General features: G+C 72.6%; 14 protein-coding genes. 9 read left to right on the forward strand and 5 right to left on the reverse strand.

What is annotated here, in order from left to right:
• Nucleotides 1-56 precede the first annotated feature (56 nt).
• The 3 genes from ACL02T_RS11060 (at nt 57) to treY (ending at nt 5,120) form a co-directional block, all read left to right on the forward strand.
• Nucleotides 57-524: a PPOX class F420-dependent oxidoreductase gene (locus ACL02T_RS11060; RefSeq protein WP_412830562.1), complete on the forward strand. Its 468-nt coding sequence runs from the start codon at nt 57-59 to the stop codon at nt 522-524.
• 91 nt (nt 525-615) lie between these two features.
• Nucleotides 616-2,766, forward strand: coding sequence for a glycogen debranching protein GlgX (gene glgX / locus ACL02T_RS11065; RefSeq protein WP_412830563.1), 2,151 nt, complete (start codon nt 616-618; stop codon nt 2,764-2,766).
• Nucleotides 2,766-5,120: a malto-oligosyltrehalose synthase gene (gene treY, locus ACL02T_RS11070; protein ID WP_412830564.1), complete on the forward strand. Its 2,355-nt coding sequence runs from the start codon at nt 2,766-2,768 to the stop codon at nt 5,118-5,120. Before glgX ends, treY begins: the two co-directional genes overlap by 1 nt.
• 88 nt (nt 5,121-5,208) lie before the next feature.
• Here treY and ACL02T_RS11075 read toward each other — a convergent pair whose 3' ends face one another.
• A complete protein-coding gene (locus ACL02T_RS11075) occupies nt 5,209-6,330 on the reverse strand; it encodes an anti-sigma factor RsbA family regulatory protein (protein ID WP_412830565.1) in 1,122 nt (373 codons plus the stop codon).
• Between the two features lie 391 nt (nt 6,331-6,721).
• Between ACL02T_RS11075 and treZ the strand changes: the two genes are divergently transcribed.
• Nucleotides 6,722-8,464 (forward strand): malto-oligosyltrehalose trehalohydrolase, encoded by a 1,743-nt coding sequence (treZ, locus tag ACL02T_RS11080; RefSeq protein WP_412830566.1) that lies wholly within the window; start codon nt 6,722-6,724, stop codon nt 8,462-8,464.
• Nucleotides 8,465-8,623: 159 nt separating this feature from the next.
• On the opposite strand, the gene ACL02T_RS11085 is transcribed toward treZ, so the two are convergent.
• On the reverse strand, nt 8,624-9,607 hold the full coding sequence (locus tag ACL02T_RS11085) for a malate dehydrogenase (RefSeq protein ID WP_412830567.1): 984 nt from the start codon (nt 9,605-9,607) through the stop codon (nt 8,624-8,626).
• A gap of 140 nt (nt 9,608-9,747) precedes the next feature.
• Between ACL02T_RS11085 and ACL02T_RS11090 the strand changes: the two genes are divergently transcribed.
• From ACL02T_RS11090 to ACL02T_RS11110, 5 genes are all read left to right on the forward strand, one after another.
• Nucleotides 9,748-11,244: a DUF418 domain-containing protein gene (locus ACL02T_RS11090; RefSeq protein WP_412830568.1), complete on the forward strand. Its 1,497-nt coding sequence runs from the start codon at nt 9,748-9,750 to the stop codon at nt 11,242-11,244.
• A 337-nt stretch (nt 11,245-11,581) separates the two neighbouring features.
• Complete coding sequence (locus ACL02T_RS11095) at nt 11,582-12,574, forward strand: ABC transporter ATP-binding protein (RefSeq protein ID WP_412830569.1); 993 nt, start codon at nt 11,582-11,584, stop codon at nt 12,572-12,574.
• Complete coding sequence (locus tag ACL02T_RS11100; RefSeq protein WP_412830570.1) at nt 12,571-13,290, forward strand: ABC transporter permease; 720 nt, start codon at nt 12,571-12,573, stop codon at nt 13,288-13,290. The genes ACL02T_RS11095 and ACL02T_RS11100 overlap by 4 nt, the downstream gene beginning before the upstream one ends.
• A complete protein-coding gene (locus ACL02T_RS11105) occupies nt 13,291-13,950 on the forward strand; it encodes an ABC transporter permease (RefSeq protein ID WP_412830571.1) in 660 nt (219 codons plus the stop codon).
• A gap of 24 nt (nt 13,951-13,974) precedes the next feature.
• Nucleotides 13,975-15,018, forward strand: a complete 1,044-nt coding sequence (locus ACL02T_RS11110; RefSeq protein ID WP_412830572.1) for an ABC transporter substrate-binding protein — start codon at nt 13,975-13,977, stop codon at nt 15,016-15,018.
• Between the two features lie 52 nt (nt 15,019-15,070).
• Here ACL02T_RS11110 and ACL02T_RS11115 read toward each other — a convergent pair whose 3' ends face one another.
• The 3 genes from ACL02T_RS11115 to ACL02T_RS11125 form a co-directional block, all read right to left on the reverse strand.
• Complete coding sequence (locus ACL02T_RS11115; protein ID WP_412830573.1) at nt 15,071-15,559, reverse strand: CoA-binding protein; 489 nt, start codon at nt 15,557-15,559, stop codon at nt 15,071-15,073.
• Entirely contained in the window at nt 15,556-16,953 is a 1,398-nt protein-coding gene (locus ACL02T_RS11120; protein WP_412830574.1) for an O-acetylhomoserine aminocarboxypropyltransferase/cysteine synthase family protein, read from the reverse strand. Before ACL02T_RS11120 ends, ACL02T_RS11115 begins: the two co-directional genes overlap by 4 nt.
• A gap of 95 nt (nt 16,954-17,048) precedes the next feature.
• On the reverse strand, nt 17,049-17,951 hold the full coding sequence (locus tag ACL02T_RS11125; protein ID WP_412830575.1) for an acyl-CoA thioesterase: 903 nt from the start codon (nt 17,949-17,951) through the stop codon (nt 17,049-17,051).
• Between the last annotated feature and the right edge of the window lie 10 nt (nt 17,952-17,961).

A 17,961-nucleotide genomic window follows, 5' to 3' on the forward strand; every position in this document is an offset into this window, starting at 1 on the left:
CGGCCCGGCGCCGTTGCGGGGGGCGGCCGTCGGTGCGCTCTCCTAGAGTTCCCGCCATGCCCCGCACGATCGCCACGAACACGACCGTCGACCGGGAGGAGCTGCTGGAGTTCCTCCGCCCGCGGCACCGGGTCGTCCTGCTCACCACCCGGTCGGACGGCGGGGTCCAGGGCTCCCCCGTCACCGCGGGGGTGGACGCGCAGGGCCGGATCGTGATGTCCACCTACCCGGAGCGGGCCAAGGCCCGCAACGTCGCGCGGACCGGCACCGCCTCGGTCGTCGTGCTGTCCGACGAATGGAACGGCCCGTGGGTCCAGGTCGACGGCGAGGCCGAGCTGATCACCCTGCCGGAGGCCGTCGAGCCACTGGTCGACTACTTCCGCGCGATCTCCGGCGAGCACCCGGACTGGGTGGAGTACCGGCAGGCGATGCGCGACCAGGGCAAAGCGTTGATCCGCGTCACACCCACCCGGTGGAGCCCGGTGGCGACGGGCGGGTTCCCCGCGCGGCTCGCCGACTCCTGACCGGCGGCCCCGGTAGCGTTGCCGGGTTCCTCCAGTAGTGCCGAGCACAACCGAGACGGTCGGCGGGCTGCCGCCGGGAAGTAGGGATCGCATGCGTCCGTGGCCGGGCAACCCGTACCCCCTGGGTGCGAGCTACGACGGGGCCGGGACGAACTTCGCCGTGTTCTCCGAGGCCGCCGAGAAGGTCGAGCTGTGCCTGTTCAGCCCGCGGGGCAAGGAGACCAGGGTCCCCCTCACCGAGGTCGACGGCTTCGTGTGGCACGCCTACCTGCCGACCGTCGAGCCCGGCCAGCGCTACGGCTACCGGGTGCACGGGGCGTACGACCCCGCGCAGGGCCTGCGGTGCAACCGGAACAAGCTGCTGATCGACCCGTACGCCAAGGCGCTCGACGGGCCGGTGCGGTGGGACGAGGCCGTCTTCGGCTACCACTTCGGCGACCCGCTCTCGCGCAACGACCGCGACTCGGCGCCGTTCGTGCCCAAGTCCGTGGTCGTCAACCCCTACTTCGACTGGGGCTCGGACCGCCCGCCGAAGATCCCCTACCACGAGACCGTCATCTACGAGGCGCACGTGCGCGGCCTCACGATCGCGCACCCCGAGATCCCGGAGGAGCTGCGCGGCACCTATGCCGGCCTGGCACACCCGGTGATGATCGAGCACCTGCAGCGGCTCGGCGTCACGGCGGTGGAGCTCATGCCGGTGCACGAGTTCCTCGACGACCACCACCTGCAGGAGAAGGGCCTCTCCAACTACTGGGGCTACAACACCCTGGCCTTCCTGGCCCCGCACCACGCCTACACCATGCGCAGCAGCCGGCCCGGCAGCCAGGTGCACGAGTTCAAGGCGATGGTCCGCGACCTGCACGAGGCGGGCATCGAGGTGATCCTCGACGTCGTCTACAACCACACCGCGGAGGGCTCGGACATGGGTCCGACGCTGTCCATGCGCGGCATCGACAACCACGCCTACTACCGGCTGGTCGACGACGACCCGCGCTACTACATGGACTACACGGGCACCGGGAACTCGCTCAACGTCCGCAACCCCCACACCCTGCAGCTGATCATGGACTCGCTGCGGTACTGGGTCACGGAGATGCACGTCGACGGTTTCCGCTTCGACCTCGCCTCCACCCTCGCCCGCGAGTTCTACGACGTCGACCGGCTGTCGGTGTTCTTCGACCTCGTCCAACAGGACCCGGTGATCTCGCAGGTCAAGCTGATCGCCGAGCCGTGGGACGTCGGGCCCGGCGGCTACCAGGTCGGCAACTTCCCGCCGCTGTGGACCGAGTGGAACGGCAAGTACCGCGACACCGTCCGGGACTTCTGGCGCGGCGAGCCGGGCACGATCGGCGAGTTCGCCTCGCGGCTCACCGGCAGCTCGGACCTCTACCAGGAGGACGGCCGCCGCCCGTACGCCTCGATCAACTTCGTGACCGCGCACGACGGGTTCACCCTGGCCGACCTCGTCTCGTACAACGACAAGCACAACGACGCCAACGGCGAGAGCGGCAACGACGGCGAGAGCCACAACCGCTCCTGGAACTGCGGTGTGGAGGGCCCCACGGACGACGCCGCCGTGCTGGAGCTGCGCGCCCGCCAGCAGCGCAACTTCCTCACCACGCTCATGCTCAGCCAGGGCGTGCCGATGCTGCTGCACGGCGACGAGCTCGGCCGCACCCAGGGCGGCAACAACAACGTCTACTGCCAGGACAACGACATCGCCTGGGTGGACTGGTCGCTGGCCGGCAAGAACGCCGGGCTTGTCGGGTTCACCGCCGGGGTCGCGGCCCTGCGGCACGCGCACCCGGTGTTCCGCAGGCGCCGGTTCTTCCAGGGCAGGCCGATCGCCCCGCGCCGGCGGGACTCGCTGGCGGACATCGCGTGGTTCACCCCGGACGGCACCGAGATGACCGAGCAGGACTGGGACTCCGGCTTCGGCAGGTGCGTGATCGCCTTCCTCAACGGCGAGGGCATCTCCGACCTGGACCCGCGGGGCGAACGGGTCACCGACGACTCGTTCCTCATGGCCTTCAACGCACACTGGGAGGACATCGAGGTGACCCTGCCGACCGCCGAGTACGGCAAGGAGTGGGCGATCGTCGTCGACACGGCCGCGGGTGAGGTGGTCACCCTGTCGACCGCGCCCGGCGTGGTCGCCGCCGAACCCCCGATGACCAGGGCCGGAGCCACGCACACCGTGCCCGCCCGCTCCCTCCTCGTCCTCCAGCGGACCGTCTGATGGCGCGCCCCGTCCCGTCCTCCACCTACCGCCTGCAGTTCTCGAAGGACCAGACCTTCGCCGACGCCCAGGGGCTGGTCGAGTACCTGGAACGGCTGGGGGCCGGCGCGCTGTACGCGTCGCCGCTGCTGGAGTCGGGGGCCGGCTCCAACCACGGCTACGACGTCGTCGACCCCACCCGGATCTCCGCCGAGCGTGGCGGCCCGGAGGGGCTGGCCGCCCTGCTGGCCCGGCTGCGCGAGGCCGGTCTGACCCTGCTGCTCGACGTGGTGCCCAACCACCTCGGCGTCGAGGTGCCGAAGGCCAACCCCTGGTGGTGGGACGTCCTGCGGCACGGGCAGGGCTCACGCTTCGCGGGGCACTTCGACATCGACTGGGCGGCCGGTCCGGTGTTGCTGCCGATCCTCGACGCCGACGAGCCGAAGGCCCTGTCCGAGCTGTCGGTGCAGGACGGCGAGCTGCGGTACTACGAGCACGCCTTCCCGCTGGCGCCGGGCACCGAGCACGGGGCCGTCGCCGAGATCCACGAGCGGCAGCACTACCGGCTCGTGTCCTGGAAGCGCGGGGCTGCGGAGCTGACCTACCGGCGGTTCTTCGACGTCTCCACGCTGGCCGCGGTGCGCGTGGAGGTGCCCGAGGTCTTCGCCGACACCCACCGCGAGATCCTGCGCTGGCTGGCGGAGGAGCCCACGATCATCGGCCTCCGCGTGGACCACCCGGACGGGCTGTCCGACCCGGGCGGTTACGTCCGCCGGCTGCGCGAGGCGATCGGGCCGGACCGCTGGCTGCTGCTCGAGAAGATCCTGCACCTCGGCGAGGAGCTGCCGGTCTCCTGGCCGTGCGACGGGACCTCCGGGTACGAGGCGCTGGCCGACGTCCAGGGCGTGTTCGTCGACCCGTCGGGCGCCGGGCTGCTGACCCAGTTCGCGGCCGAGCACACCGGCGCGAAGACGTCGTCGCACGCCGTCGAGCATCAGGGTCGCCGCGAGGTCGCCGACACGATCCTGGCCGCCGAGGTGCGCCGGATCGCCGCACTCGTGCCGGTGCCCGAGGCCGCGCCGTCGACCGAGGAGGAGCCGGGCGAGGCCGCGAACCGGGTGCGGGACGCGGTCGCCGAGTTCCTGTGCGGGTTCCCGGTCTACCGCAGCTACCTGCCCGAGGGCCGCGAGGCGCTGGACACCGCGGTCGCCGTGGCACGGACGCACCGGCCGGACCTCGCCCCGCTCCTCGAGGCGATCCACGCGGCGATGCTCGCCGACCCGGAGGGCCTGCTCGCCACCCGGGTGCAGCAGACCTCCGGCATGGTGATGGCCAAGGGCGTCGAGGACACCGCGTTCTACCGGTACAACCGGCTCGTCGCGCTCAACGAGGTCGGCGGCGACCCCGGCCGGTTCGGGCTGGCCCCCGCGGCGTTCCACGCCGCGCTCTCCGCCCGCGAGGCCGGATGGCCGCGGACCATGACCACGCTCTCCACGCACGACACCAAGCGCTCGGAGGACGTCCGGGCGCGACTGGCCGTGCTCGCGGAGATCCCGGGCGAGTGGGTCGAGAAGGTGCGCCGCTGGTCGGCACGGCACCCGCTGCCCGAACGGTCGCTGGAGCTGCTGGCCTGGCAGAGCGTGGTCGGGGCCTGGCCGATCCCGGCGGATCGGCTGGCCGGCTACCTCGGCAAGGCCGCGAAGGAGGCCAAGCTCGCCACCAGCCACGTCGAGGCCGTGCCCGAGGTCGACGCCGCGGTCGCGGCCTGGCCGGAGCAGGTCCTGGGCGACGCCGAGCTGGTCGCCGAGATCGCGGAGTTCGTCCGGCGGATCTCCGGGCCGGGGTGGTCGAACTCCCTGGGCCAGAAGCTCCTGCAGCTCGCCGGGCCCGGCGTGCCGGACGTCTACCAGGGCACCGAGCTGTTCGAGTACTCCCTGGTCGACCCGGACAACCGGCGCCCCGTGGACTTCGCGGCCCGGCAGCGGCTGCTCGCCCGGCTCGACGAGGGCTGGCTGCCCGAGATCGACGACACCGCGAGCGAAGGCGCCGCGAAGCTGCTGGTCACGGCCACGGCGGCGCGGCTGCGGCGCTACCGCCCCGAGCTGTTCCACGGCTACCGAGCCGTGCCGGCGCAGGGTCGCACGGCCGAGCACGCGGTGGCGTTCACCCGCAGCCCCAGGCTCGTCGCCCTCGCGACCCGGCTTCCGGTCGGGCTCGAGGCGAAGGGCGGCTGGGCCGACACGGTCCTCCCGCTGCCCGACGGCGCCGCCGACTGGCACGACATGATCACCGACACCCCGGTCGACGGCGGCGCGCCGCGCCTGGGCACCCTGCTGGCGCGCTACCCCGTCGCCCTGCTCGTCCGCCCGGCCTGATCCGGCGGGAGCGCCGGGCCGTCGGGCTCGGCGTCGAGCACCGGTGGCGGCGGTCGTACCCGCCTGGCGCCCGGCGACCGGACGCGGGTCACCGCCGCCCGATCGGGCCGGGCGCGGGCGGAGGACGTCGCCGGCGGTGCCGGCGCGCGGCCATGCGGGCGTCGAGCCGGGCGACCGCCCGCTCGAGTTCGCGCACCCGCCGATGAGCCTTCTCGGCACGCCGGTGTGCCGTCTCGGCACGGGCCTCGGCGGCGTGCGGGGCCCGGACGGCGGACCCCGGCACGTCGAGGGACAGACGCACGACGAAGCCCTCCGGCGTCCTCGCCGTCTCCAGCCGGTCGCAGTTCTGCCGGGCGAGCCACAGCCCGGCGCCGGTGCGCTGCGGGTCGTCGGTGTCGACCGGGGCGTATCCCGCGAGGCCGCCGTCGAACCCCGGCCCCTGATCCGTGACGGTGCAGAGGATCCGGGTCGACGCGACCCACATGCGCACGCGGACGGGTCTGCGCCCGTGGACGAGACCGTTGGCGGCCACCTCCGCCACGGCCGCCACGAGGTCCGTCCGGCCGGTGGGGAGCCCGGTCAGAGCCGGTGTCGCGCGCATCCGGCGGCGCAGCCCGGTGATCTCCCCGAGGGTGCCGAGGACGCCGAACTCGACCGTCGGCGCACCGGCTTCCAGCGGGTCGCGCTCCGGCTCGGCGCGGAGGAAGGCCTCCGGTGGGACGTAGCGCGGATTGCGCCGCGGGCCGGTCGGGGTGAGCAGCATCGGATGGGTCTGCTCGGCGGACGCGACCACCGCCTCCGGGAGCACGGCGGTGTCGTAGACGCACACGCTCGACAGCGGGTAGGGCGCGAGCACCGCGTTCACCACGGACTCGAACCGGATCCACTCGTCCCAGGTGTCCGGGCCGGCCCCGAAGTCCACCTCGCCGACGAGCCGCACCCGGCCCGTCCCGGTGTCGAGATGCCGGCGCATCATCGCGCGGTAGGTGGCCACGGCGTACGCGTGCCGGAGGTAGATGTCGCCCTGCGGGAGGACCGCGACCCCCGCGTCCGGCCCGAGCGCCTCCCCGATCTGGGCGTTGCGCTCGGGACGACACACGAGCACCGCGGTGTCGCCGCCGGCGAGTCCGGCCCGCAGGAACGGCACGGCCGCGCGGAGCAGGTCGTCGGACGTGTCGTGGATCAGGGCGTGGTGCCGGTATCCGGGCACCCGTCGTGCCTACCCCGGATCGGCGGCAGTATGCAGCCGACCCTGGAGGCGCACGACATCGGCCGGGTGGCGTCCGTCCCGGGAGTCGTTCGGCACAGGTACTTCTCGGCCTCGGGATATCTTCCGGAGAAAAGCGGCTGAACGGCCGATTCCGGCATCCACGTGCGTTCCTACGGTCGATACCGCAACGCGCAGAGGTCCGGGTTCGTCCCCCGTCCCACCGGAACCCCGTTGCCGGGATCCCCGACCGACTCCGTGCCCCCCGACCGGCCGGCGGTCCCGCCCAGGTTCCGGCCGCGCGGTGGCGGCGGGAACCCCTCGCCGACGACTGCGCCGGGTGTCACGTGGCCCGCGCGGGCACGGCCGCCGTCCGTTGGGCAGGATTCCCCCCGTGGCTGAGTACGCGGTGTGGGCGCCGGAGAAGGACAGGGTCCGGGTCCTGGTGGACGGCGAGACCTACGCGATGCGGCGGGAACCGGGCGGCTGGTGGCGCGCCGACGTCGAGGACAACGGGCCGGGCTCGGCCTATGCCTTCCTGATCGACGACGACCCCACCCCGCTGCCGGACCCGCGCTCGTCGTGGCAGCCCAACGGCGTCCACTCGGCGTCCCGGCGCTACGACCAGAACGCCTTCTGGTGGACCGACCAGGGGTGGACCGGGCGTACGCTGGCCGGCAGCGTGCTCTACGAGTGCCACATCGGCACGTTCACGGACGAGGGCACCTTCGACTCCGCCATCGACAAGCTGGACCATCTGGTGGGGCTCGGGATCGACATGGTCGAGGTGCTGCCCGTCAACGCCGTCGACGGTCCCCGCAACTGGGGGTACGACGGCGTCGGCTGGTACGCCGTCACCGAGAACTACGGCGGCCCGGACGGCTTCAAGCGGTTCGTCGACGCCGCGCACGCCCGCGGGCTCGGCGTGATCCTCGACGTCGTCTACAACCACCTCGGCCCGTCGGGGGCCTACCTCGACAGGTTCGGGCCGTACTTCGCGGGCAGCAACATCTGGGGCCCGTCGCTCAACCTCGACGGCCCGTGGTCGGACGAGGTGCGCCGGTTCGCCATCGACAACGCGCTGATGTGGCTGCGCGACTTCCACGTCGACGGGTTGCGCATCGACGCCGTGCACGCGCTGCGGGACACCCGTGCCCAGCACGTCCTCGAGCAGCTGGCGGTGGAGGTGGCGGCGCTGGAGGCCCATGTCGGGCGGCCGCTGTCGCTCATCGCGGAGTCGGACCTCAACGACCCGCGGATGATCACGGCGCGGGAAGGCGGTGGACTCGGCATGACCGCCCAGTGGACGGACGACATCCACCACAGCCTGCACAGCGTGCTCACCGGCGAGGGCCAGGGCTACTACTCCGACTTCGCCGAGGCCGACCTCGCGGGGCTGGCGCACGTGCTGACCCGCGGCTTCCTGCACGAGGGCACCTGGTCGAGCTTCCGCAAGCGGACCCACGGCGCGCCCGTGGACACCGCACGGATCCCGGGTCACCGGTTCGTGACCTACCTGCAGAACCACGACCAGATCGGCAACCGGGCCGCCGGCGACCGGCTCACCCAGGTGCTCTCCCCCGGCATCCTGGCCTGCGGTGCGGCGATCCTGTTCACCTCGCCGTTCACCCCGATGCTGTTCATGGGCGAGGAGTGGGGCGCCCGCACGCCCTGGCAGTTCTTCTCCTACTTCCCGGACGAGGGGCTGCGCGAGGCCGTCCGCACGGGCCGCACCGCCGAGTTCGCCGAGCACGGCTGGGGCGACGTCGAGGTCCCCGACCCCAACGCCGAGAGCACCTTCCTCGACTCGAAGCTCGACTGGACCGAGCACGAGCAGGAGCCGCACGCGACGTTGCTCGCGATGCACAAGGAGCTCGTCGCCGTCCGCAAGGCCTGGCCGGAGCTCTCCGACCCCTGGCTCGACGAGGTCACGGTCGACGTCCACCCCGAGGCCCGCACACTGGTCATCCACCGCGGTCGGCTGCGGGTGCTGGTGAACCTCGGCACCGAGGAGGTCCGGATCGACCTGGGGGCCACGATCACCCGGATCCTGCTGGCGAGTGAGCCCACGGCCAGTGAGCAGTCGGACATCACGCTGCCCGGCGAGTCCTTCGCGATCGCGGTCCTCGCCGAGTAGCAGCCCGGCCCCGACTGCACGAACGGCACTCTTGTGCGGTAGGTCCGCACAACAGTGCCGTTCGTGCGATGGCGGCGACCTGGGCCCGAATGCACGAACGGCACTCTCGTGAGGTAGGTCCGCACAAGAGTGCCGTTCGTGCAGTACGGGGGAGCGACGTCAGAGGAGGCCGAGACCCTTGACGGCCTCGCGCTCCTCGACCAGCTCGGCGACCGAGGCGTCGATCTTCTCGCGGGAGAAGTCGTCGATCTCCAGGCCCTGGACGATCTCGTACCTGCCGTCCGTCGTGGTGACCGGGAAGGACGAGATGACGCCCTCGGCCACGCCGTAGGACCCGTCGGACGGGACCGCCATCGAGGTCCAGTCGCCCTCGGGGGTGCCGTTGACCCAGGTGTACACGTGGTCGATCGCCGCGGAGGCGGCCGACGCCGCGGACGACGCGCCGCGGGCCTCGATGATCGCCGCGCCGCGCTTGGCGACGGTGGGGATGAACTCGTCCCGCAGCCAGGACTCCTCGACCTGCTCGGCGGCGATCTTGCCGCCGACCTCGGCGTGGTAGAGGTCCGGGTACTGGGTGGCGGAGTGGTTGCCCCAGATCGTCATCCTCGTGATCTCGGACACCGGCACGCCCAGCTTCTGCGACAGCTGCGCGAGCGCGCGGTTGTGGTCGAGGCGGGTCATCGCGGTGAACCGCTCGGCCGGGACGTCCGGTGCGGCGCTCTGCGCAATCAGGGCGTTGGTGTTCGCCGGGTTCCCGACGACCAGGACCTTGATGTCGTCCGCGGCGCCGGCGTTGATCGCCTTGCCCTGCGGGGCGAAGATGCCGCCGTTGGCCTCGAGCAGGTCGCCGCGCTCCATGCCCTTCGTGCGGGGCCGGGCGCCGACGAGCAGGGCGACGTTCGCCCCGTCGAAGGCCTTGGTGGCGTCGTCGAAGATGTCGACGCCGGCCAGCAGCGGGAAGGCGCCGTCGCTCAGCTCCATCGCGGTGCCCTCGGCGGCCTTGACGGCCTGCGGGATCTCCAGCAGGTTCAGCTTCACCGGGGTGTCGGACCCCAGGAGCTGCCCGGAGGCGATCCGGAAGAGCAGCGCGTAACCGATCTGGCCAGCGGCTCCGGTGACAGTGACGGTGACAGGAGTGGACACGCCGTGAGGCTAGCCCTCCGTGGGCCGGTCTGCCGCGACGGGGATCACCCCGGTCGTGGGCGTTCCGGTGTGACGTCCGACCCGTCGCCGGATGCGCTCCCCGGGAGGACCCGGACCGGGCGTCGCGGGATGATCCGGGCGTGACCGCTCCCCTGCCGCTCTCTGCCCGGGCGGTCGCCCCCGACCTCGCCCGGGGCGCGATGCTGCTGCTGATCGCGCTGGCCAACGTGCACCTGTTCCTGCTGGCCGCTCCCGGTGTCCGTGGATATCCGGACGACCCGGGGGGCGTGGGCGGGACGGTCGTCCTCCTGCAGATGGTGCTGGTCGACGGGCGTGCCTACCCGCTGTTCGCGCTGCTCGTCGGCTACGGCGCGGTCCAGCTCGCCCGCCGGCGCGACGATCCGGGCGCGGCCGTCCGGCTGCTGCGCCGGCGTGGAGCGTGGATGGTCGCGATCGGCGCCGTGCACGGGATCCTGCTGTTCCCCGGCGACATCGTGGGCGCCTACGGACTGCTCCTGGTCCTGCTGGCCGGGGTCCTGGTCCGCGGGACCGGGGTCACGCTGCGCACGATCGCGGCCGTCGGCGTGGCGGTGACGGTCCTGCTCGGCGCGGGCACCGGGCTGCGGACGGGCGCACTCACCCTGCCCTCGGTCGCCGCTGGGCAGGTCGGCACCGCGCTGGTCGTGCACATCGGCGAGTGGCTCGCCGGCACGCTCTCCTCCGCCCTGTTCACCGCCGGGATGCTGGCCGTCGGTGCCCTGGCCGCGCGGCACGGGCTGCTCGACGAGCCGGACCGGCACCGCCGGACCCTCACCCGGGCGGCGGTGGGCGGGCTCGCCGTGGCGGTCGTCGCCGGACTCCCGCTCGCGGTGGCCGCGGCGGGGTGGTGGCACCCGTCGGCGGGGCTGTCGGCCCTGCTCGGGCTGCTGCACGCGGTGGGCGGGCTCGCCGGCGGGATCGGGTACGCCGCGCTGTTCGGCCTGCTCGCCACCCGCGCCGCCGGCCCCGTCGGCCGGGCGCTGGTGGCGACGGGCCGCCGGTCCCTGACCTTCTACCTCGCCCAGTCCGTGGTGTTCTGCGCGCTGCTGCCGGCGTGGACGCTGGGCCTCGGCGCCCGGATCGGCGTGCCCGGGGCCGCGCTGCTCGCGCTCGCGACCTGGGGGGCGTCCGTGCTGGTCGCGACGCTGCTGGACCGCGCGGGCCGGCGCGGGCCCGCCGAGGTGCTGCTGCGCCGGCTGACCTACGGCAGCCCACCGCCGCCGACCTCCGCCCCCCCCGCGCTGACCAGCCCGGATAGGGTCTACCCCGTGGCGGAGCAGGACAGCAGCGCGAAGCGGACGAGCGAGCCGGCGCCGACGGCCGGCGTCCCCTACCACCGGGCCCTGTCCGGCGCGCTCGGCTGGGGCGTGATCGCCTTCGCGTTGCAGGTCGTGTTCGGCGAGAACGGCGGGAGCACGGGCCTGCTGATCCAGGTCGGCTGGATCCTCATCGCCGTGGTCCTCGCCGCCTGGCCGACCTGGTACGCCGCCCGGCAGCGGGGCTGGCCGGAGCTGTGGAAGCTCTTCCTCCTCGCCGCCCCGGCCTTCTGGGTGCTGCGGGCCGTCACCCTGATCCTCGACCGCCTGCTCTTCCACTGAATCGGCACTGAATCGGCACTGAATCGGCACTGAATCGGCACCGGAGCGGCACCGGAGCGGGAGCGGCGCCGGGTCGGCACTGAACCGGCACGACTCGCCCACGGCACGGATTCTTCGCATTCCCGGCCTTCCGGACAGTTTCGGGCCCAGGGTCACGATCGCATTTCACGACGCACCGATACACCCGGTCGTGGCTAGGGTGCGTTGCGCATCACGACGCGTGTACCGGTGGGCGCCGTCAGCGCGGCCACCTCCGCCCACCCCGGACGCGTCGCCACCGCGACAGCCACGGGAGGGCTCGACGGATGACCCATCCGGGGCACGGGAGGTTCGACGGATGACCCGTCCGGCCACGCAGGAGGAACCCGCCGGCGCGGGCGAGGCGCTCGCGATCGAGTTCCGCCACGTCACCAGGCGGTACCCGGGGCAGGACTCCCCCGCGATCGACGACCTGTCACTGACCGTGCCCCCGGGGGAGACCTGCTGCCTGGTCGGGCCCTCCGGGGGCGGCAAGACGACGGCGATGAAACTGGTCAACCGGCTGATCGAGCCGACCTCCGGGGACATCCTGATCGGTGGGCACAGCGTGCTGAGCTACGACGTGACCGCCCTGCGCCGCGGCATCGGCTACGTCATCCAGCAGGTCGGGCTGTTCCCGCACATGACGATCGGCGCCAACATCGGCACGATCCCCCGGCTGCTCGGCTGGGACAGGGAGCGGATAGCGGAGCGGACCGACCGGCTGCTCGACCTGGTCCGCCTCGACCGCGGCTACGCGAAGCGCTACCCCGCCCAGCTCTCCGGCGGCCAGCAGCAGCGCATCGGCCTGGCCCGCGCCCTGGCCGCGGACCCGCCGGTGATGCTCATGGACGAGCCGTTCGGCGCCCTGGACCCGATCACCCGCGCCGAGATCCAGGACGAGTTCCTGTCACTGGAGAACGAGATCCGCAAGACGGTCATCTTCGTCACCCACGACGTCGACGAGGCCATCAAGATGGGCGACAAGATCGCCGTGCTGCGGCCCGGCGGGCGGCTCGCCCAGTACGGCAGCGCGGACGAGCTGCTCGGCGACCCGGTCGACGACTTCGTCGCGGACTTCGTCGGCGCCGACCGCGGGCTCAAGCGGCTCTCCCTGCGCAGCGTGGGCGAGCTGGCCGATCCCGGACGCGAGGCGCCGCCCGGCGCGCCGTCGGTGTCGGCGGACACCTCCCTGCGCGTCGGGTTGTCGGTGCTGCTGTCCGCCCACGCGGAGGTCCTGGGGGTGACGAAGGAGGGTCGGCAGGCCGGCGCCGTCACCCTGGCGGAGATCCGTGAGGCGGCGGGCTCGTGAACACCGTTGCGCCGCGGGGACCGGTCATCCCGGACTTCGGCAACGACTCGGGCTGCCGGGCCAACGAGACCTTCTGCTGGGACTGGTTCGCCGACCACTGGGACCGGTTCGCGACCGAGCTGGTGCAGCACGTCTACGTCAGCGCCATCGCGATCGTGATCGGGCTGGTCATCGCGCTGCCCGCGGCGCTCCTGGCCTACCGCCTGCCGCGCCTCGAGACGCCCGCCGTGGTGTTCTCGACGATCCTCTACACCATCCCGGTGCTCGGGTTCTTCCTGCTGATGATCCCGGTGACCGGGATCGGCCTGCTCACCATCGAGATCGCCCTGGTCGGCTACACGTTGCTGCTGTTGTTCCGGAACACGCTCACGGGCCTGCGCTCGGTGCCGCCGGAGGTGCGGGCCGCGGCGCTCGGCATGGGCCTCACCCCCGGGCAGATCCTGGTGCGGATCACCTTCCCGCTGGCCCTGCCGGCGGTGATGGCCGGTCTGCGCGTCGTCACGGTCACCACGATCTCGCTGGCCACGCTCGCGGCGTACATCGCGCCCTACGGGCTCGGCCAGTCGATCCTCTTCTACATCGGCAACACGTTCATCTCGGGCCTGATCTCGGCGGGTGTGCTGGCGATCCTGCTCGCCCTCGTGGCGGACGCGCTCATCGTCGGCCTCACGACGCTCGTCACGCCGTGGGCGCGGGCCCGGCGGGGAGGTGCCTAGGTGATCCTCGTCGACGCCTGGCGGTTCCTCGCCGACGACCCCGCCCGCGTGCTGGGCGATGTCGCGGGCCAGCTCGTGCTGTCCCTGGTGTCGGTGGCCATCGCGATCGCCGTCGCCGTGCCGCTAGGTGCGGCCATCGGCCACACCCGCCGGTTCGCGCTGCTCGCCGTGAACGGGGCCAACGTGCTCCGCGCCCTGCCCACCCTGGCCATCATCGCCATCGGGATCGGGCTCTACGGCGTGGGCTTCGTCAACATCATGGTCGCGCTGGTGATCCTCGCGCTGCCCCTGATCCTCACCAACACCTACGTCGGGGTCGCGGAGGTCGAGGCCGGCACGGTCGAGGCCGCGCGCGGTATGGGCATGACGGGCTGGCAGGTCCTCACGCAGGTCGAGCTGCCGCACGCGATCCCGCTGATCATGGCGGGCATCCGGACCGGCACGGTCTTCGTGATCGCGACGGCCTACCTCGCCGGCACCGCGGGCTACCCGCACACGCTCGGATCGGTCATCACCAACCCGACGCTGCCGGTCTCGCAGTTGCTGGCCTACACCGTGCTGGCGGTCGTCCTGGCCTTCGCGGTCGACGGCCTGCTGCTGCTCGTGCAACGCGCCGTCACCCCGGCCGGGATGAAGATCTCCCCCGGCACGGCGGCCTGAGTTCCCATCACAGGAAGGATCCTCATGTCCGAGAGCATCATCGGCCGGCGCGGGAGGGCGGCCGCGCTCGCCGCGGGGGTCGCGGCACTGGCCCTCGTCGTCGCAGCCTGCGGTGGCGGCAGCTCGTCCGGGTCCCCCGGGTCGGCCGCGCCGAGCGCCGGCGCGCAGCCCGCGGCCGAGGACGTCATCACGCCGGTGACGGCGCAGAACGTCAGCTGTCCCTCGGGGACCCCCGGCGAGGGCAAACCACCGGTCCGGTTCGGCAGCAAGAACTTCTCCGAACAGTTCGTCCTCGGCGAGCTCTACACCCAGGCACTGAAGTCCCGCGGCTACGACGTGTCCTACCAGTCGAACATCGGCGGTTCGGAGGTCATCGACCGGGCCTTCCAGGCGGGCCAGATCGACGCCTACGCCGAGTACCTCGGTGAGATCGAGAGCAGCATCGCAGGCAAGCCGGTCGGCTCCTCCCCCGAGGACACCTACAACACGGTCAAGCAGTTCGAGGCCCAGGAGCGCCAGGCCACGATCTTCAAGCAGACCCCGTTCGAGGACACCGACGTCATCATCGTGAAGTCGGACTTCGCCCAGCAGAACGGGCTGACCTCGGTCGCGGACCTGGCCAAGGTCGGCGACGCGGGCAGCGGCATCACGCTCGCGGCGCAGCCGCCCTTCGAGACCCGGCAGAACGGCCTCGTCGGCATGAAGAACGACTACGGGCTGACCGGGATCACGTTCATCGGTGTCGACCCCGGCCTGGTCTACCAGGTCCTCGACCAGGGCCAGGCCAACGCGGCCGACGCCTTCTCCACCGACGGGCAGCTGGCCACCGGCAACTACACCACGCTCGACGACCCGAAGCACATCTTCGGCTACCAGTACGTGGCGCCGGTGGTGAAGCAGTCGGTGGCCGACGCGCAGGGCCCGGAGTTCTCCCAGACCCTCGACTGCGTGTCGAGCCTGCTCACCACGAAGGTCATGCAGGCCCTCAACCAGGAGGTCCAGCTCAACGGCGGCGACCCGGCCGAGGTCGCCAAGGCCTTCCTGACCCAGAACCAGGTGCTGAGCTGACCGTGCGGGCGCCCCGGGCCGCACGGTCCGGGGCGCCCGTCCGGCCGTGCCGTCAGTCCCGGCGGCGGGAGCTGATGACCCCGGTGTCGAAGCCGGCGAGATGCAGCCCGCCGGCGAACCGGGCGTGCTCCACCTTCAGACACCGGTCCATCACGACGGTCGGGCCCGCGGCCTCGGCCTTCGCCGCCAGGTCCTCGTCCCACAGCCCGAACTGCAGCCACCACGTCCGCACGCCCTGCGCGTCCGACCCGAGCGCGAGCACCTCGTCGAGCACGGCGGGCAGGTCCTGCGGGCGGCGGAAGGTGTCGACGAGGTCGGGCACGCCCGGGCAGTCCGCCAGCGACGGGTACACCCGGCGGCCGAGGACCTCGGTGGCGTTCGGGTTCACGAACCAGACCTCGTAGTCCGTGCTGGACAGCAGGTAGGTCGCCACGAAGTTCGATGCCCGCGCCGGGTTCGGCGAGGCCCCCACGATCGCGATCGTGCGCGTGTCGCGCAGGATCCGCTGCCGCTCCAGCGCCGACGGGTTCTGCCAGCTCATGCGCTCTCCTTCGCGGCCCCGGCCAACGCCTGGTCGAGGTCCCAGATGATGTCGTCGGCGTCCTCGAGCCCGACGCTGATCCGGATCAGGTCCTCGGGCACTCCGGCCGCGTCGAGCTGCTCGGCGGTCAGCTGCTGGTGGGTGGTGGAGCCCGGGTGCAGGACGAGGGTGCGGGCGTCTCCGACGTTGGCCAGGTGGCTGCACAGCCGGACCGACTCGATGAATCGCGCCCCGGCCGCGCGGCCGCCCTTCACACCGAAGCTGAAGACCGCGCCCGGGCCCTCGGGCAGGTACCGCCGCGCCCGCTCGTGGTGCGGGTGGTCGGGCAGGCCCGCGTACCGCACGTACTCCACACGCGGGTCGGCGTGCAGCCATTCCGCGACCCGGCGGGCGTTGGTCACGTGAGCCTGCATCCGGAAGGGCAGCGTCTCCACGCCCTGGAGCAGCAGGAACGCCGAGTGCGGGGCCAGGGCCGGCCCGATGTCGCGCAGCTGCTCGGCGCGGAGCTTGGTGAGGAAGCCGAGCTCCTGGAAGTTCCCCCACCACGTGAGCCCGCCGTAACTGGGGACGGGCTCGGTCATCGACGGGAACCGGCCGTTGCCCCAGTCGAACCGCCCGGACTCGACGACGACGCCGCCGAGCGTGGTGCCGTGACCGCCCAGGAACTTGGTGGCGGAGTGGATCACGATGTCGGCGCCGTGCTCGATCGGCCGGCAGAGGTACGGGGTGGCCAGAGTGGCGTCGACGACCAGGGGGACGCCGGCCGCGTGCGCGACGTCGGCGAGCCCGGCCAGGTCCGCCACCTCGCCGCCGGGGTTGGAGACGACCTCGGTGAACAGGAACTTCGTCCTCTCCGTGATCGCCGCGGCGTAGTCGGCCGGGTCTCCCCCGGTGCCGATGCGGGCTCCCCCTCCGCTCCGCCCGGTGCCGATGCGGGCTCCCCCTCCGCTCCGCCCGGTGACGAAGGTGGTGTCGACGCCGAAGCGGCGCAGGGTGACGTCGAGCTGGGTGATCGTCCCGCCGTACAACCCGGACGCGGCGACGCCGTGGTCCCCCGCCCCGGCCAGACAGGCGAAGGTGAGGAACTCCGCGGCCTGCCCGCTGGCGGTGGCCACCGCGCCGATGCCCCCGTCGAGGCTCGCGAGCCGCTCCTCCAGCACCGAGACCGTCGGGTTGCCGATCCGGCTGTAGGTCAGGCCGTACTTCTGCAGCGCGAACAGGCTCGCCGCGTCCTGGGTGTCCTCGAAGACGAAGCTCGTCGACTGGTAGATCGGGACGGCCCGGGCACCCACCGCGGAGTCCGGCACCGCCCCGGCGTGCACCGCCCGGGTGTTGAACCCCCAGGCCCGATCCCTGCGCTCCCGGCCGCCGGTCGCGTCCGCCGTGTCGCTCATGACCCCATCCTGCCTCTCCGGCCCGACACCCGGCGACGGCCGCACCGCGCTCCCCTTCCGGCTCGACGGCGCGAGCTCGGTGGTGCCGACCGGCGTCAGCGGGGCGGGAGCCGCACCAGGCCCTCCTGCATCGTGCTGGCCACCAGCCGCCCGTCGCGGGCGAAGAAGCGGCCCTGGGCCAGCCCGCGCCCGCCCGACGCCGCCGGGCTCCAGCACTCGTAGAGCAGCCACTCGTCCGCGCGGAAGGGCTGGTGGAACCACATGGCGTGGTCGAGGCTCGCCATCTGCACGGACGTGCTCGTCAGGTCGTGGCGGCCCACCACCGAGCCGAGCATGGTGAGGTCGGAGATGTAGGTGAGCAGGCAGACGTGCCGCAGCGGGTCGTCGGGCAGCCGCCCGTCGGCCTTCATCCAGGCGCGCATCGGGTCGTCGGTGGCGACCCGGTCCTCGGTCCACACCGGCTCGTCGACGAACCTGATGTCCAGCGAGCGGGGCACCTGTTCGATCCACCCGGCCCCGGCCCCGGCCAGCACCCGGTCGCCGATGCTGGGCAGCTCGTCCGGGGTCGGCACCCCGTCGCTCATCGGCACGGAGTGCTCCAGCCCCTCCTGCGCGAGCTGGAACGACGCCGACAGCGCGAAGATGGCCTCGCCGCCCTGGATCGCGAGCACCCGGCGGGTGCTGAACGAGCGGCCGTCGCGGACCCGCTCGGTGCGGAACACGATCGGCCGGCCGGGGTCGCCGCCCCGGATGAAGTAGGCGTGCAACGAGTGCACGCCGCGATCCGGCTCGACCGTGCGCCCCGCGGCGACCAGCGCCTGTGCCGCGACCTGCCCGCCGAACACGCGCACGGGCGAGGTGGTGGGGCTGGTGCCGCGGAACGTGTCCACCTCGAGCTGCTCCAGCTCGAGCAGTCGCATGAGCTCGTCGAGCACGCGCTGCCCGCGGGGCACGCCGTCGACGTCGAGCAGGATCCCGGGGTCGGGCAGTTCGGTCACGTCCGGATCC

The organism is Pseudonocardia oceanicola, from assembly GCF_047200735.1.
Lineage (GTDB): Bacteria > Actinomycetota > Actinomycetes > Mycobacteriales > Pseudonocardiaceae > Pseudonocardia.

What these genes read in the sequence shown, in the direction of transcription:
- ACL02T_RS11060 (WP_412830562.1), top strand. Translation starts at nt 57, where the DNA reads ATGCCCCGCACGATCGCCACGAACACGACCGTCGACCGGGAGGAGCTG.
- glgX (WP_412830563.1), top strand. Translation starts at nt 616, where the DNA reads ATGCGTCCGTGGCCGGGCAACCCGTACCCCCTGGGTGCGAGCTACGAC.
- treY (WP_412830564.1), top strand. Translation starts at nt 2,766, where the DNA reads ATGGCGCGCCCCGTCCCGTCCTCCACCTACCGCCTGCAGTTCTCGAAG.
- ACL02T_RS11095 (WP_412830569.1), top strand. Translation starts at nt 11,582, where the DNA reads ATGACCCGTCCGGCCACGCAGGAGGAACCCGCCGGCGCGGGCGAGGCG.
- ACL02T_RS11110 (WP_412830572.1), top strand. Translation starts at nt 13,975, where the DNA reads ATGTCCGAGAGCATCATCGGCCGGCGCGGGAGGGCGGCCGCGCTCGCC.
- ACL02T_RS11115 (WP_412830573.1), bottom strand. Translation starts at nt 15,559, where the DNA reads ATGAGCTGGCAGAACCCGTCGGCGCTGGAGCGGCAGCGGATCCTGCGC.
- ACL02T_RS11120 (WP_412830574.1), bottom strand. Translation starts at nt 16,953, where the DNA reads ATGAGCGACACGGCGGACGCGACCGGCGGCCGGGAGCGCAGGGATCGG.